This is a genomic window from Arthrobacter sp. UNC362MFTsu5.1 (assembly GCF_000685965.1).
GTDB lineage: Bacteria > Actinomycetota > Actinomycetes > Actinomycetales > Micrococcaceae > Arthrobacter.
In genome coordinates, this window is the sequence record NZ_JMLE01000029.1 from 20,583 (window position 1) to 35,691 (window position 15,109).

The following is a 15,109-nucleotide window of genomic DNA, read 5'->3' on the forward strand; positions in this document are numbered from 1 at the left end:
GGAGGATTCTGGGGAGTCCGGCGGTGCGCCGGTCTTTGCTCTTGTTGTAATCCTAATCACTTGGCAATCAAATGGCAAGCGGTTGCCATAATATTTGTTGAAAGTTCATTAAACACCGCTGCCCGGGTCCCGGGGATCCGGGAGCCGGGCAGCGGCGCGTGCGGAGGACGCTAACGGGAGACAGCCAGCTCCCCGAACGTTCCGCACAGGTCTTCGATCAGCTCAACGACGGCGCCGTCCCCGGCCAGGACCGGATCCACGATGTCCAGCAGGGCGCGGATCCGTTCGGTGCCGTCGAGCAGGTTGGCCGCGGCCACGGCCTCAGCCAGGGGATCCTGGAACGCGGCGGCGGCCGCGCTGTAGTCCATCCAGGCGGCAATCATGAGGGCGGCGGCCGCCCCGGTCCTGCCGGCGGCACGCTCGGCCTGCAGCACCGGAACGGCGCGCATCCGGAGCTTGGTGCTGCCGTCCATGGCGATCTGCGCGAGGTGGTGGGCGATCCTGGCGTTGCTGAAGCGTGCCAGCAGGGCGGCACGGTACTCCGGGATTTGCAGCTCGGCGGCGTTTCCGCCCGGCCCGGAGAGGTTCGCCTCGGCTTCGTCCCAGAACTTTTCCACGGCCCGGAGGCACATTGGATCCGCCAGGGCCTGCGCCACGGTGGTGTGGCCGCGGAGCTGGCCCGCGTACGCCAGCAGTGAGTGCGCGCCGTTCAGGAGCCACAGCTTGCGGTTCTCGTACGGCTCGATGTCGGCCACGAAGACCGCGCCTGCGTCCTCCCAGCGGGGACGGCCGGCGGGGAAATCCCCGCTAAGCACCCAGTTGGCGAAGGGTTCGGCAACCACGGGCGAAGTGTCCCGGTAGCCGCACGCGGCCTGGACGGCGGCGACATCCGCCTCCGTGGTGCGCGGCGTGATGCGGTCCACCGAGGTGCTGACGAAGCTGATGTTGGCATCGATCCAGTCGCCGAGGCCCGCATCCCATGCGCCGGCCATGCCCACCACGGCGTTGTGCGCCACGGTGCCGTTGTTGGAGAGGTTGTCGCAGCAGACCACGGCCAGCGGTCCCGCTCCGGCAGCCCGGCGGGCGGCGAGGGCCAGCACCAGCCGGCCCAGCGGCGTCGTCGGGAATCCGTTGCCGGCCAGCAGCGAAAGGTCAGCGACGACGTCGGGCGCCTTGGCGTCGAGGTGCCCGTCCGCGCCGAGCCGGTAGGCCGCTTCGGTGATGGTCAGGGTGACGACGGCCGTGGCCGGAGCCGCGATCAGCTCCGCCAGGCGCTGGACGTCGGCGCCGTCGATGGCCTCCACGATGCTGCTGACCACGGCGAAGGTGTCGCCGCCGTCGGCCCGTTCCACCACGGTGTACAGCCCGTCCTGTTCGGCCAGGGCCAGCGCGGCATCGGGGCGGCGGCCGGTGAAGGCGGCGATGCCCCAGTGCGCGGCGTCCGACGCCTGGTGGGTGTACCAGGCCTGGTGCGAGCGGTGGAAGGCGCCCAGCCCGAGGTGGACGATGCGTACGGGCGCTTTGGCGGACGGGCGCAGGCGGCGGTTCAGCCGCGGCAGGTCCACAGCTTCTACGGCCGCTTCAGGTTGCAGTTCGGTGCTCACAGTTTGAAGACCCTTCGGGGCGAGCCGTCGACGAGGTCGACGATCAGTTCGTGGGCGCGGTCCTCGCTGACGCGGTGCTCCGCTACCAGGCGGGCCAGGAAGGAGGCCTCGATCCGGCGGGAGGCGTCGTGGCGGGCGGGGATGGAGCAGAACGCGCGGGTGTCGTCGATGAAGCCGGACGAGCGGGAGAAGCCGGCGGTCTCGGTGACCGCCGAGCGGAAGCGCAGCATGGCGTCCGGGGCGTCCAGGAACCACCACGGGGCGCCGAGGTACACGGACGGATAGAAGCCGGCCAGCGGCGCGAGTTCGCGGGAGAACACGGTCTCGTCCAGGGTGAACAGCACCAGGTGGAAGTCCTTGGCGGTGCCGAAGTCCTGCAGCAGCGGGCGGATCGCCTCGGTGTAGTTGACGGCGAACGGGATGTCGTGGCCGGTGTCCGCGCCGTAAGTGTTGAAGGTGGGTTCGTGGTGGTTGCGGTACGAGCCCGGGTGGATGGTCATGACCAGGCCGTCTTCCACGGACATCCGCGCCATCTGGTACATCATGTGGGCTTCGAAGTCTTCGCGGTCCTGCGCCGTGGCCTGGCCGGAGCGGGCCCGGTCAAACAGCTTTGCCGCATCGCCGGCGTCAAGCTTGAGCGTTGACGGCGTGCGGACGCCGTGGTCCGCGGAAACTGCGCCGTGCTCCACGAAATAACGACGCCGGTTTTCCAGCGCGGTGATATACCCGGCATAGCCGGTGCCGCCGTCGCCCGCTGCCGCGATGAGGCGGTCAACGTTGGCGGACCACGCGGGGTGGGCGATGTTCAGGTATTGGTCCGGCCGGAACGTGGGCAGGACGCGGCCGTGGAAGGTGGGGTCGTCGGCGATTGCCTTGTGGCTGGCCAGGCTGTCCAGGGGATCATCGGTGGTGGCCAGGACCTCGATGTTGAAGTCCTTGAAGAGCTGGCGCGGTCGGAAGCCCGGTTCCAGCAGCTTGGCGGAAATCGCGTCGTAGCTGGCATCGGCGGTCTCGGCGCTGATCTCCAGCTGGAGGCCGAACACGCTGTCGAACTGCGTGCGGAGCCAGTAGCCGGAGGCGGTGCCTTCGAACAGCGGCCAGGCCTTGCAGAACTCGTGCCAGACGGCGCGGGAGTCCGGCTGGGTGGTATTGGAGTCCCGCAGCCGGTCCAGCGGAACGCCGCTGGCGTGGATCAGGCGGGTGACGTAGTGGTCCGGGCTGACCAGCAGCGCTGCCGGGTCCGGGAAGGGGGTGTTGTGCTCGATGACAGCGGCGTCAACGTGCCCGTGCGGGGAAATGATGGGGAGGTCCTGGACGCGCTGCAGGAGGTCGCGCGCAATGCTGCGCGTTCCGGGATCCGCGGGCAGGAGCCGGTCTGGGTTGGCGGCAATCGACTGTGACATAGATCAATGGTCCGGGTTGCCAAGGGCATTTGTCAACCGGTTGCCATAAATTGCCATTAAGTTGCGGGGTGGCCGGGCGGCCGGGGTGGCAGGGCTGCCCGGGTGGCGGGGCTGCCCGGCCTCAGCCCGCGGGGAGGAGCCGTCCGCTGGAGCCCCGCAGCACCAGCTCCGTTTCGACGCGCAGCGTCCCCGCCGGCTCCCCCGTGCCGTGGAGCAGGTCAAGGAGCAGGGTGGTGGCACCGGAGCCGCACTCCCCCAGCGGCGAGCGGACGGTGGTGAGCGGCGGCGTGGTGAAATCCGCCCCGAAGATGTCGTCGAAGCCCACGATGCTGATCTGGTCCGGCACCACCATGCCCGCTGCCTGGAGCTCCTGCATGAGTCCGATGGCCAGGAGGTCGTTGTAGGTCAGCACGGCCGTGGCACCGCTGGCCCGGACGTCGCGCGCCACCTGCCTGCCGCCGTCGACCGTTGGTTTGCTGGATTCGAGTCTGACGGCCTCAAGCCGCGACCACTCGCAGGCGGCCTGCACACCTTCCCAGCGGCGGGCGGACATCCAGGACTGCGGGGGCCCGGCAACAAAGGCGACCTTGTGGTGGCCGTTGGCGGCCAGGCTGCGGACGGCCTCGCTGATGCCCTTGTTCACGTCGGGCACCACGCACGGCACGCCGTCGACCTCGCGGTTGATGACCACCACCGGCTTGTCGCGGGCGAGGGCGCGGATGTCGTCGTCGTCCATGCGCGGGCTGGCCAGGATCAGGCCGTCCACGGTGGCCATCATGCGGCGGGCTGCCGTCAGCTCGGTGACGGCGGACTCGGCGGATTCGGCGAGCACCAGGGTGTAATCCCGCACCGTGGCGGTGGTTTCCGCGCCGCGGATGATGTCGAAGAAGGTGGGGTTGGTGATGTCCGCAACGATCAGGCCGAAGGTGTTGGTTCGGCCGGTGGGCAGGGCCCGGGCGAACGGGTTGACCTGGTAGTTCAGCTCCGCGGCGGCGTCCTCGATGAGTTTCTGTGTCTTGGCGCTGACCCGGCCCGGTTTGCTGAGCGCACGGGAAACCGTGGACGGATTGACGCCGGCAACCTTCGCAATGTCGTAGATCGTAGCGTTGGACTTGCCGTCGCGGGCGTGCTTTTTGGCCGGAGCTGTTGGTGCGGCAGCGTCCGGCGTCTTGGGTTCAGTCACGGCTCCATCGTAGTGCGGCACGGCAACAAACAGCGGGACGGTTGCCAAACGCTCTCTCACTTTCCGTCCCTTTAACGCCGACGGTCTCTCACTTTCCGTCCCTTTAACGCCGACGGTCTCTCACTTTCCCCAGGACAGTGAGAGACCGTCCGCCTCGCGGCGCCGAAAAGTGAGAGAGCGTTGGGCTAGGAGCGTTCGGGGAACTTGCCTTCGTCCGCGATGCGCTTGTTAAGCTCGGCCAGGAACACGTCCTCGTCGAAGTCGAGGCCCACTTCGGTGCCGGTCCAGCTGGAGAGGTGGATGGCGTTGGCCAGGCGGACGCCGTTGATGCCGTCCGATCCCGGAGCAAGCAGCGGGGTGCCGTCCAGGATGTTGGCGGCGAAGTTCTCCAGGACACCGGCGTGCTGGCCGCCCCAGACGGACTCGAACTCGATGACTTCGGTGCTGTAGTACTCCTCGGGATTCAGCTCGCCCATGAAGAGCTTGCGGACATCGTCCATGTCCATGGCGTCGCTGAGGTCACGTTCGGGCTTCTTCAGGCGGGTCACCGTTGCGGTCTTGGAATTTTCGACGACGATCTTGCCCTGGTCGCCCAGGATCTCGAAACGGTCGGTGCCCACGATGTCATGCGTGGCGGTGACGAAGACGCCGGTAGCGCCGTTGCCGTAGTCCACCACCGCGGTGACCTCGTCCTCCACGGCGATGTCGCGGCGGAAGCCGTAGGCAACCTTGGAGTAGACGGACTTGGGGACGCCGCAGATCCACTGCCACAGGTCCAGCTGGTGCGGTGCCTGGTTGACCAGGACGCCGCCGCCTTCGCCGCCCCATGTGGCGCGCCATTCGCTGGAGTTGTAGTACCCCTGCGGACGCCACCAGTTCGTGATGATCCAGTTGGTGCGGCGGATATCGCCGATCTCGCCGTTTTCGACGATCTCCTTGAGCTTGCGGTACAGCGGGTTGTTGCGCTGGTTGAACATGATGGCGAAGGACAGCTCGGGCTTGCTCGCGGCAAACTCGTTGAGCTCCTTGACCTGCTTGGTGTACACGCCGGCCGGCTTCTCCACGAGGGCGTGGATGTTGCGCTTGAGCGTCTCGATGCCCATTTCGGGGTGCAGGAAGTGCGGCACGCAGGTGACGACGGCGTCCACGTCACCGCTTTCCAGCATGGCGATGTAGTCGTCGTAGAACGGCGCGTCCGGGTACGTGGCCGCGGCGGCTTCCTTTTTCGCCGGGTCGGTGTCGCAGATGGCGCCGATCTCCATGTTCGGGACCATGCCGTCCGTGATGAACTTGGCGTATGCGCCGCCCTGCTGGCCCAGGCCGATGATGCCGAGGCGTACTTTCTTACTCATGTGCTGATTCTCCGTAGTCAGTCGGTGCGGTCTAGAAAAGGTTCGAGTGGCCCAGAGCCACGAGGTTGTCGTACGAAGTCTGCAAAGCGTCCCAGACGGTGCGGCCGTAGAGCTCGTCCTGCTCCACCAGCATGTACTTGGCGCCGGCAGCCTGCGCGGCGGGGATGATGGAGGCGAAGTCCAGGTTGCCTTCGCCCACTTCCGCGAACTGGACAACGTTCTTGAATTCGGCCATGAACCCCATGATGTCTCCGGAATCCAGCATGTCGAAGGAGGCTTCGGGCAGCTCGCCGATCCGGTAGTCCTTCAGGTGCACCATGGCGGTGCGGCCGGCGTACTTTTCCAGGGTGCGCACCGGGTCAAGCCCGCCGCGCTGCACCCAGTGCACGTCGATTTCCATGCCCATGGCCGGGGAGTTCTCGGCGATGATGTCCAGCATGTACTTGCCGTCGAACTTCGCGAACTCGATGTGGTGGTTGTGGTAGTACAGGCCCAGACCCTGCTCCTGCAGGCGCTCAGCGTATTCGTTGGCCTGCTTGGCGAAATCCACCACGGCACCGATCGACTTCATGGCCGGGAAGGGCAGCATGCCGATCCGCAGCAGCTTTGAGTCCAGCCGCTTGGCGTCGTCCACGATCTTGTCGAAGTGCTCGGCCAGGGAGTCACCAGGGCGGCCCTTGGGGGTCTCCGTCGCGACGGACAGCGCCGCGATGTCCATACCCAGTTCAGTCCGGGAGCGGTCCAGCTCGGCGACGTTCTCCGGGGTCATCGGGATCTGGGAAATCTCGACGGCGTTGTAACCGATCGCGCTGACCTTGCGGAGCGTCTCGAACGCCCCCACCTCGGCGAAGCTGTCTTTGAGCATCATCGCCTGTACGCCAATTTTGGCCACTGTGTTCCTCCGTAATGTTCCGGACCCTCGAGGGCCGCTTTGCTGGTATTGCTGCTGCCGTGGCTGACGCCCGGTGTCAGGCGAGCGCGCCAGCCTGTTCGGTCTGTTGCCGCTGGATGTCCAGCAGGCGGTGGCGATCCGCCCGGCGTTGTTCCTGCCGGTCCGGATCGGGTACTGGGGACGCCAGCAGGAGACGCTGGGTGTAGGGATGTTCGGGGTCGCGGGTCACCACTTCGGCAGGTCCCTGCTCGACGATTTCGCCGTGGTACATCACTGCCACACGGTGGCTGATGTGCCGGACCACGTCAAGGTCGTGCGAGACGAACAGGTACGAAACTCCGGTGTCCTTCTGGATCTGAAGGAACAGGTCCAGCACGCGTGCCTGGGTGGAGAGGTCAAGCGCGCTGACGGGTTCGTCGCAGACGATCAGCTTGGGCGAAAGGGCCAGTGCCCGGGCAATGGCCACGCGCTGGCGCTGGCCGCCGCTGAACTCCCGCGGCAGGCGGTGGATGGCATCCGAAGGCAGCCCCACCTGGTCCAGGAGTTCCTTGACGCGCTTCTTGGCGGCAGCCTGTTCCATGCCCTGCACGCCAAGTGGTTCGGCCAGGATGGCGCCGATCTCCAGGGCCGGGTTGAGCGAGGTGTAAGGGTCCTGGAACACCACCTGCAGGTCACGGCTCAGGGTCCGCCGCTGCCTGCGGGTGGCGTGGCTGATGTCCTTGCCTTCGAAGGTGATCTTGCCGCCCGTCACCGGGGCCAGGCCCAGGACCGCACGGCCAAGGGTGGTCTTGCCGGAACCGGACTCCCCCACCAGGCCGAGGGTCTCGCCCCGGCCGATGGTGATGTTGATGTCTGTCAGGGCCCGGAAGGGCTTGGCCCGGAACTTCTTGCTGGGGTATTCGACAACCAGGTTGTCCACCGTCAGGAGCGGGCCCGTCGGGAGCGGGGCAATTTCGTTGACTTCAACAGTGCTCACGCGACCGGCTCCTTCTGGCTGGATACAAGCATGGACATGGGGGTTTTGCCTTCCAGCATCGACGCCAGGAGGGTCTGGGTGTACGGCTCCTTCGGGTTGCGGAGGATGTCGCGGACGGATCCTTCCTCAACCAGGCGGCCGTTCTGCATCACGGCCACGCGGTCGCAAAGGTCGGCCACCACGCCGAAGTTGTGCGTCACCAGGATCACGCCGATGTTTAGTCGCTGTTGGAGCTCCCGTAGGAGATCCAGCACGTCTGCCTGCACCGTCACGTCCAATGCCGTGGTGGGCTCGTCCGCGATTACCAAGTCCGGTTCGCAGCTGATGGCGCCGGCGATCAGCACTCGCTGGGCCATGCCGCCGGAGACTTCGTGAGGGTAGGCGTTGAAGGTCCGTTCCGGGTTGACGATTCCGACGTCGGTCAAAAGCTTCAGTGCCCGTTTGCGGGCTTCGTCCTTGCTGATGCCGAGCACGCGCACCATAGGGGTCACCAGCTGGTAGCCGATGGTGAAGGCTGGGTCCAGGTTGCTCATGGGCTCCTGCGGAATGTAGGAAATCCGTTTTCCGCGCAGCTTGGACAGCCGAGCCTGGTTCACGCGTTCGTCGCCCGGGGCCACGGTGTAGTTGCCGTCGAACTGGATGGTGCCGCCCACAATACGGGCGTTGTCCGGCAGCAGGCCAAGGATCGAGAACGCCGTCTGGGACTTGCCCGATCCGGACTCACCCACGATGCCCAGGATCTCACCGCGGTCCACGTGGAAGGAGACGTCGTCCACTACCTTCTTGATGGAGCCGTCGGCCTGCGGGTATCCGACGCCGAGATTGGTCACCTTGACCAAGTGGTGTTCGGTTCCGGCTTCGACGGCGGCAAGGGTCTTGCGCGCTACCTTCGAGGCGCTGGCTGAAGCAGCGTCTTCGGCTGCATGGACCTTCTTCTTGCGGTGCTTGATCTTCTCGCCGTCTTCCAGGGCATCGCGGATGGCGTTGCCGAGTAGGACGAGTCCGCCGATGGTCAGTGCCATGGCGAGTGCCGGCCACAGCAGCAGCGTCGGGGTCAGGTAGACGTTCTTGAAGCCTTCGGAGAGCATGACGCCCCAGGTCGCCTTGGTGGGGTCGCCGAGTCCCAGGAACTCGAGTCCGGACTGGATGGCGATGGCCACGCCGGCAATGGCTGCGGTCTGGATGATGATGGGGGCACGGACCACCGAGAAGATGTGGCGGGCGATGATGCTCCAGTCGGAGAGCCCGGACACCCGTGCCGCATCGACATACAGCTCGTTGCGCACCGACTGGACCGCGGTGCGGGTCAGCCGGAAGTAGGACGGGCTGATGAGGACGCCGAAGGCGACCATCGAAATCCACACTGAGGGTCCAAACGCTGCGCGGATGGTGAGCAGGACGATCAGGCCCGGAAGGCTCATGAGGATGCTGACCACCCAGTTGGAGACGGCCTCGAACTTCCCGGCGTAGTAGCCGGCGATCAGGCCGGCAGGGAGTCCGATGGCGATGGCAACCCCGGCGCAGAGCAAGGCGGAAAGGAGCGTCAGCTGGGCGCCGAAGAGCAGTCGGCTCCAGGTGTCGCGTCCGGCACTGTCCGTGCCCAGGATGTTCACCGAGTCCGCAGGTGCCAGCGTCTTGGTGATGTTCGCGAAGTTTTCCTCGAACGGGGCCAGGACCGGTGCGAAGATAGCCAGCAAGGCGATGGATCCGAGGATCACCAGCGACGCGATGCCCATCGGGTTCCTGAGGAGGCGGCGCACCACGGTGGAACGGACTACTGTGCCGCTCTGGCCGGTGCGGACTGGTGCGGCCACTGCCGCTGAATCTACGGAATCGCTCATGACACACGCACTTTCGGGTTGAGCCAACCATTAAGAATGTCCACCAGGAGGTTCACCACGATGACCACCACCACGGTGTACATGACTACTCCCATGACCACGGGAAGGTCGGACTGGCCGGTGGCGGTGACCGCGAGCGGTCCCATGCCTGGAAGGGCGAAGATCTGTTCGATGATCACCACGCCGCCCAGCATGCCGATCAGCTGCAGGCTCAAGACAGTGAGGCCTGCCGGGGCGGCGCTGCGCAGCACGTGCTTGAAGAGGATTTCGCGCTCTCCAATGCCGCGGCTGCGCAGCGTGCGGACGTAATCGCGCTCAAGCTGCTTGATCACAGCGCTGCGGATTTGCTGTGCACCGCCGGTCACGCCGTTGATCAGCAGGGCGATCACGGGAAGGGTCATTGAGTAGACCCATGCTTCGGGACCGGCCTCCGGGGAGATGGTGCTGGTGGCCGGAAAGAAGCCCAGCTGGATGGCCAGGAGGGTCACGAGGAACACACCGATGACGTACCCCGGGATGGAGTCGCCCACGATGGCGGCCACCTGGACCACCCTGTCCACCCAGCCGCGCTTGACTGCAGCGGCTACACCGATCAGTGCGGCGCAAATGGCGATCAGGATCATTGCGGCGAAAACCATGGTCATGGTAACCGGGATGCGGGTGGCCAGGGAGTTGGCCACCGGCTCGGACGTGAACCACGAGGCTCCAAGGTTTCCGCTCAAGGCGTCGCCCAACCAGGCGAAGTAACGGACCACCAGGGGCTGGTCGAGGCCCAGCTCCTGTTCTTTCAAGGCAACCTGTTCAGGGGTGGCCTGGTCGCCCAGGATGTTCCGGGCAATACTGCCGCTGGAGGTGTACAGCAGGGTGAAGGTGAGCGCCGAGACTACGAACAACACCACCAGACCGCTGCCCAGCCTTTTCGCAATGAACTTGATCATGGTGTCCTACTTGGCAGGCGAGTAGTTGTAGATGGACGGAACAGCCTGCTGTACCTGCGGCGTCACGTTCACTTTGTCGTTGTGGTAGTACATCTGGTTCACGCGGAACAGCGGTGCGAACCATGCCTGTTCCACGACGTATTTGTTGACGTCCTGGGCCAGCTTGCCGGCATCCTCACCGCCGGTGCGGACAGCCTGAATCTTTGCCTCGAGCTCCGGTGTGGTGTTCTTGAACGGGTTGTAGAGCGCCTTGGTGGAGACGATCTGGTCAATCGCAACCGTGGGCTCACCCTGGAACAGGTTGAAGAACAGTGCATGGTACTTCTGCGCCGCAACGTCGGCCGTGTAGGTGTTGGTAATGGCCGCGCCCGGGTTCAGGGTAATGCCGACATCCGCGAGCTGCTGCTTCAGGACCGAGATGAGCGTTTCAGCGCCGGGAAGGGTGGGGACATCAATGGTCACGTTGCCCTCGAAGCCGGATTCCTTCAGGAGCTGCTTGGCCTTGGCGGGATCGTAGCTGTAGTAGTTCTCCAGCTCTTCGGTCCATGCGCCGCTGTCCTTGCCGAACGGCTGCGAAGTGGGCGTTCCCTGGCCCAGCATGACCTGGTCAAGGATGGTTTTGCGGTCGAACGCGTAATTGATGGCTTGGCGGACCTTGACGTTGGCCAGGGCCGGGTTCTTGGTTCCGTCACGGTCCAGCAGGAGCAAACCGGACCAGTCAACTTGGTTGGCTTCCAGCTTCATCTTGGCGCCCTCGGCCTGCTTGCCATTCTTGGGGTCCAGGAGGGTGGCGTCAACCTGGCCGGACACCAGGGCGTTGGTACGGGCAGTGAGATCCGTGAGGATCTTGAGGGTGAGCTTTTGGTACTTCTGGAGACCCTTGTTCCAGTAATCCTTGCGCGCGGTGAAGACCGTCTGGCTGTCCTTGACCGATGCGGCTTTGTCCATCACGTAGGGCCCTGAGCCCACCGGTACAGTCTTGATGGCGTCAGTTCCCAGGGCTTTGGGGCTTCCCATCAGGCCAGCAGCCTGGCTCAGGAAGTATTCCAGGGCAGGCTCAGCGGCGCTGAGGTTTATGTCAATCGTGTCCGCGTCCACCACGGCGACGTCTTTCACGGAGCCCAGTTGCGCCATCTGCGGTCCGTTGGCCTTCTTGAAGTGGTCCAGGTTGGCTTTGGCTGCTTCGGCATCGAACTTGGCGCCGTCGCTGAAGGTGACGTCCGTCCGGAGGTCTACCGTGAGCTTGGTGTTGGTGTCGTTGTACTTCCACGCGGTGGCCAGCATGGGGCTGAGCTTGCCGTCCGGTTCGCGCAGGATCAGGCTGTCATACGCGGCCTGGTACGGCTGGAGGACGTGGCCCACATGGGCCTGTGCGGGATCCCACGAAGTGATGTCGCGCAGGGTGCCCAGTGTGAGAGACGTTGAGGCGGCGCCGGCGTTTGTGCCCGCTCCGGCGCCGCCGCCGCACGCGGTGAGCGCCAGCGAGGCGCTGAGTACGAGGGCGGTTGCTACCGCCTTGGGACCTAACTTCATTGTTGGCTCCTTGGATCTGTGGAACGGGAGACTTGCAGAGTAAGGCCGGTGTGGCGTGGGCCACACCGGCCTTGTGAGACTCACAGTACGCATTGTTGCTTCGTTTGGCAACCGATTGTCAAAGATGTTGCAGAATTACTTTTCGAGGGCTGGAATGAAACGTTCTCAGGCCATCTGATGTCCGACAACCGGTTGCTTCAATGGCTTCAAGACACGTGGTCGGCCGACTCCGGGTAGCTCTGCCGGTAGACATCCTTGATGATGCCCAGCGACTTTTCGGCCTCCGCCGGACTGATCCAGAACGGCTCCGGGTCGTCCAGGCGAGCGTAGAAGTCGTCAATCAGCAGCTCGTGCGAGACTCCCCAATAGGATCTGCCGCCGGATTCGCTGGTGCGCTCCGGAATGACGTCCACGCGTCCGTCCGCATGCGTCACCGTGAGGTCGCCGCGCAGGCTGAGGACCGCTTTTTCAGTGACCACATCCAGCGTCACGGGCGCGTTGTACGCATTCGCCAGGGTGGCATAGAACGCACTCCGGGCCCCGTTGGCATGTTCCGCCACGAATTCCGCGGTGTCCTCCACCTCGATGGTGCCGCCGAGGAAGCGCGTGGAGGCATTGCCGGTGACACTGACAACGTCGCCCACCAGCCATTGGAGCAGGTCAACGGTGTGGATGGCCTGGTTCATCATCAGCCCGCCGCCGCCACCCGCCCAGGTTCCGCGCCACGGCCGGCTTTCGTAGTACTCGGCGGAGCGCTGCCACATGACCGTTGCGGACGCCCCAACCACCGCGCCCAGCTCGCCGGACCGGAGCAGCGAGTGCATGGCCTGCGACGTCGCGTTGTACCGGTTCTGGAAGCACACCGCGATTTTTGCGGTGCCCGCCGAGGCGGCCCCCACCAGCCGCCGGCCTTCCGCCAGCGTGTGGGCCAGCGGCTTTTCCACGATCACATTGACGCCGCGTTCCAGGCAGTCCGCCGCCAGCGAGGCATGCTGGTCGTGCGGGGTGCAGATGTGCACCACGTCGGGCCGGACGGCGTCGATCAGGCTCAGGTGGTCGGCGAAGCCGGGGACGCCGTAGGCGGCCACCGCGGCGGCCAGCCGCTGCGGATCCGGATCGCAGACCGCAACCAGCGTGGCGCCGTCGAGCTTTGCCACCGCCTCAAAGTGCACGGCGGAAACATCGCCGCAGCCGATGACTGCCGCCGTCGTGCTCAAGAGAGTTCAACCCCGTTCTTGGCAGCGAGCGCCGCGAAGGCCCGGGCCGCGATGCCGAACGCCACCGGGCCCGAGAAGCCGCCCAGCTCGTGGGCGCTGGCCAGGTGCGGTTCCAGCGAGGCGAAGCCGGTAAAGCCGTCCGCCTTCAGGGCGGCGATGGTGGCATCCAGTTCGCCGTCGCCCTCGCCGGAGGGAACCACTTCGCCGGTGCCGGCCAGAGCGTCCTTGACCTGGAAGTACTCAAGGTACGGCCGCAGCATGGCATAGCCGTCGGTGTACGGCTTGACGCCCACCTGGACAAAGTTGGCGTTGTCCCACGCGATGCGCAGCGCCGGGGAATCCACGGCCTTCATGATGTCCAGGACCCGCTCGGGGGTGTCACCGAAGATGCCCTTTTCGTTTTCATGCAGGAGTACGACGCCGGACTCCGCAGCCAGCGCTGCCAGCGCACCCATGCGGACCATGACGTCGTCGCGGATGTCTTCGGCGCTCTGGTCCTCGGCGCGGTAGAAGGAGAAGATCCGGATGTATTTGGTGTCCAGGCCCTTGGCCACGGAAATGACCTGGCGCAGCCGGTCCAGTTCGTGTTCCACCGGCAGGCTCACGTCCACTTTGCCGATGGGGCTGGCGACTGCCGAGACCTTGAGGCCCTTCTCATCAAGGATGCCCCTGAGGGCCGCGACCTGCGGCGCTTCAAGTTCGGAGACGTTGGTGCCCCAGGCGCTGCGCACCTCGATGTGGCTGGCGCCCAGCGCCAGCAGGACCGCCGCCTGCACCGCGGGATCCGGATCTATCTCGTCCCCGAAACCTGAGAGGGGCCAGACTGCGGTTGTTGTTTCGCTCACGCGGATCTCCTGGGGTTCGCGGCCGCCGCGCCGGGCAGCTTGCTCAGGCTCCAGTGCGGTGACGCAGTTCACAAACGGTGTCCAGCCCAGTTTAGCCAGCCTGGTCATCAATGACAACCGGTTGCCAAACTTTGACAATCTATGGCATTCTTTGCAGAACGGTTCTGTGGTGGCAGTCACAGGCCCGCCCACCCGACCCGGCCGTCACGGCCCGGCCACCACGTTCAGAGAGGAGCGCCGTGGCTACGACGCAACCAGCAGCTGTGGACCGTCCGCCCACCATCCACGACATTGCCGCGCTCTGCGGCGTGGCGGCCTCCACTGTGTCCCGGGCCCTCTCCACGCCGGACCGCGTCAACATCAGGACGCGGCAGCGGATCGAGGCGGCCGCAGCGCAGCTGAACTACATCCCCAACAGCCAGGCCAAGGCACTGAGCTCCGGCCGCACCGGCGCGGTGGGAGTGCTGGTCCCGGACATCACCAACCCGTTCTACTTCGACCTCATCCGGGGAACCCAGCTCCAGCTCAAGGCGGCCGGCTACACCCAGTTGCTGGTGGATACGGAGGAATCCGACGAGGTGGAGGCCAGCACCATGGAGCAGCTGCGCAAGAGTGCCGACGGCATTGTGGTGGCCGCCTCCCGGCTGAGCGACGACGCCTTGCTCGCGGCTGCGGCGAAGATGCCGATGGTTACGATCAACCGCGACGTCCCCGGCGTCCCCGCCGTCCTCATTGATACCCCGTCAGCTACTAGCCAGGCCCTGGACCACCTCATCTCGCTGGGCCACACCCGCATCGCCTACATGGCCGGGCCGCCCACCTCGCAGTCCAGCGAACGCCGCTGGACCGCCCTGTCCGTCGCTGCCGAGGAACGCGGCGTGGAAGTGCGCCGGCTGGGACCCTTCGCCCCCAAGACGCAGTCCGGCGCAGCCGCTGCGGACGCCGCCGTGCACAGCGGAGTGACGGCCTGCATCGCGTTCAACGACCTCATCGCCATCGGCATGCTCCAGCGCCTTCGCGAACGCGGCATCCGGGTTCCGGAGGACATGAGCATTGTGGGCTGCGACGACATCTTCGGCGCCGACTTCTGCAATCCGCCGCTGTCCACCATGGCGTCCCCGATCGAACAGGCGGGCCGGGTGGCGGTGTCCATGCTGCTGGCCCAGCTGAACCCGCTGGCCGGCGGCGGCACCCGCAGCCGGTCCGTGATGCCCACCCACCTTACGGTCCGTGCCTCCACCGGGCCGGCGCCGGCTGCGGCTGTGGCTACACCGGCTACACCGGCTACGCCGGGGCTCGGGTAGCCGTAGGCTCCGCATGCTCCA

12 protein-coding genes are annotated in these 15,109 nt (G+C 65.7%); 1 reads left to right on the top strand and 11 read right to left on the bottom strand.

Features of this window, described 5'->3' with window-relative positions; all coding sequences use genetic code 11:
- Positions 1 to 170: 170 nt before the first annotated feature.
- The 11 genes from BS38_RS0120185 to BS38_RS0120235 all read right to left on the bottom strand — a co-directional run bounded on the left by BS38_RS0120185 (position 171) and on the right by BS38_RS0120235 (position 13,784).
- Positions 171 to 1,604, bottom strand: a complete 1,434-nt coding sequence (locus tag BS38_RS0120185; RefSeq protein ID WP_081818977.1) for a mannitol dehydrogenase family protein — start codon at positions 1,602 to 1,604, stop codon at positions 171 to 173.
- Positions 1,601 to 3,007, bottom strand: a complete 1,407-nt coding sequence (gene uxaC, locus BS38_RS0120190) for a glucuronate isomerase (RefSeq protein ID WP_028272274.1) — start codon at positions 3,005 to 3,007, stop codon at positions 1,601 to 1,603. The genes BS38_RS0120185 and uxaC overlap by 4 nt, the downstream gene beginning before the upstream one ends.
- Positions 3,008 to 3,128: 121 nt before the next feature.
- Positions 3,129 to 4,190, bottom strand: coding sequence for a LacI family DNA-binding transcriptional regulator (locus tag BS38_RS0120195; protein ID WP_028272275.1), 1,062 nt, complete (start codon positions 4,188 to 4,190; stop codon positions 3,129 to 3,131).
- Between the two features lie 185 nt (positions 4,191 to 4,375).
- Positions 4,376 to 5,542 (bottom strand): Gfo/Idh/MocA family protein, encoded by a 1,167-nt coding sequence (locus BS38_RS0120200; RefSeq protein ID WP_028272420.1) that lies wholly within the window; start codon positions 5,540 to 5,542, stop codon positions 4,376 to 4,378.
- 31 nt (positions 5,543 to 5,573) lie between these two features.
- Entirely contained in the window at positions 5,574 to 6,434 is an 861-nt protein-coding gene (locus BS38_RS0120205) for a sugar phosphate isomerase/epimerase family protein (protein ID WP_231511353.1), read from the bottom strand.
- 76 nt (positions 6,435 to 6,510) lie between these two features.
- Positions 6,511 to 7,410 carry an ATP-binding cassette domain-containing protein gene (locus BS38_RS0120210; RefSeq protein WP_028272422.1) on the bottom strand — a complete coding sequence of 300 codons (900 nt, stop codon included), beginning with the start codon at positions 7,408 to 7,410 and terminating at the stop codon, positions 6,511 to 6,513.
- Entirely contained in the window at positions 7,407 to 9,251 is a 1,845-nt protein-coding gene (locus BS38_RS0120215) for a dipeptide/oligopeptide/nickel ABC transporter permease/ATP-binding protein (RefSeq protein ID WP_028272423.1), read from the bottom strand. The genes BS38_RS0120210 and BS38_RS0120215 overlap by 4 nt, the downstream gene beginning before the upstream one ends.
- Complete coding sequence (locus BS38_RS0120220) at positions 9,248 to 10,189, bottom strand: ABC transporter permease (protein ID WP_028272424.1); 942 nt, start codon at positions 10,187 to 10,189, stop codon at positions 9,248 to 9,250. The genes BS38_RS0120215 and BS38_RS0120220 overlap by 4 nt, the downstream gene beginning before the upstream one ends.
- 6 nt (positions 10,190 to 10,195) lie before the next feature.
- A complete protein-coding gene (locus tag BS38_RS0120225) occupies positions 10,196 to 11,722 on the bottom strand; it encodes an ABC transporter substrate-binding protein (protein WP_028272425.1) in 1,527 nt (508 codons plus the stop codon).
- 206 nt (positions 11,723 to 11,928) lie between these two features.
- Positions 11,929 to 12,939, bottom strand: coding sequence for a Gfo/Idh/MocA family protein (locus tag BS38_RS0120230; protein ID WP_028272426.1), 1,011 nt, complete (start codon positions 12,937 to 12,939; stop codon positions 11,929 to 11,931).
- Positions 12,936 to 13,784, bottom strand: coding sequence for a sugar phosphate isomerase/epimerase family protein (locus BS38_RS0120235; RefSeq protein ID WP_028272427.1), 849 nt, complete (start codon positions 13,782 to 13,784; stop codon positions 12,936 to 12,938). The genes BS38_RS0120230 and BS38_RS0120235 overlap by 4 nt, the downstream gene beginning before the upstream one ends.
- Before the next feature lie 239 nt (positions 13,785 to 14,023).
- Here BS38_RS0120235 and BS38_RS25780 point away from each other — a divergent pair, with 239 nt between their 5' ends.
- Positions 14,024 to 15,088, top strand: coding sequence for a LacI family DNA-binding transcriptional regulator (locus tag BS38_RS25780; protein ID WP_231511355.1), 1,065 nt, complete (start codon positions 14,024 to 14,026; stop codon positions 15,086 to 15,088).
- Positions 15,089 to 15,109: the final 21 nt, after the last annotated feature.

Bases quoted from the DNA above. Each gene is read 5' to 3' on its own strand.
- BS38_RS0120220 (WP_028272424.1), bottom strand. From the start codon at position 10,189: ATGATCAAGTTCATTGCGAAAAGGCTGGGCAGCGGTCTGGTGGTGTTG.
- BS38_RS0120215 (WP_028272423.1), bottom strand. From the start codon at position 9,251: ATGAGCGATTCCGTAGATTCAGCGGCAGTGGCCGCACCAGTCCGCACC.
- BS38_RS0120225 (WP_028272425.1), bottom strand. From the start codon at position 11,722: ATGAAGTTAGGTCCCAAGGCGGTAGCAACCGCCCTCGTACTCAGCGCC.
- BS38_RS0120200 (WP_028272420.1), bottom strand. From the start codon at position 5,542: ATGAGTAAGAAAGTACGCCTCGGCATCATCGGCCTGGGCCAGCAGGGC.
- uxaC (WP_028272274.1), bottom strand. From the start codon at position 3,007: ATGTCACAGTCGATTGCCGCCAACCCAGACCGGCTCCTGCCCGCGGAT.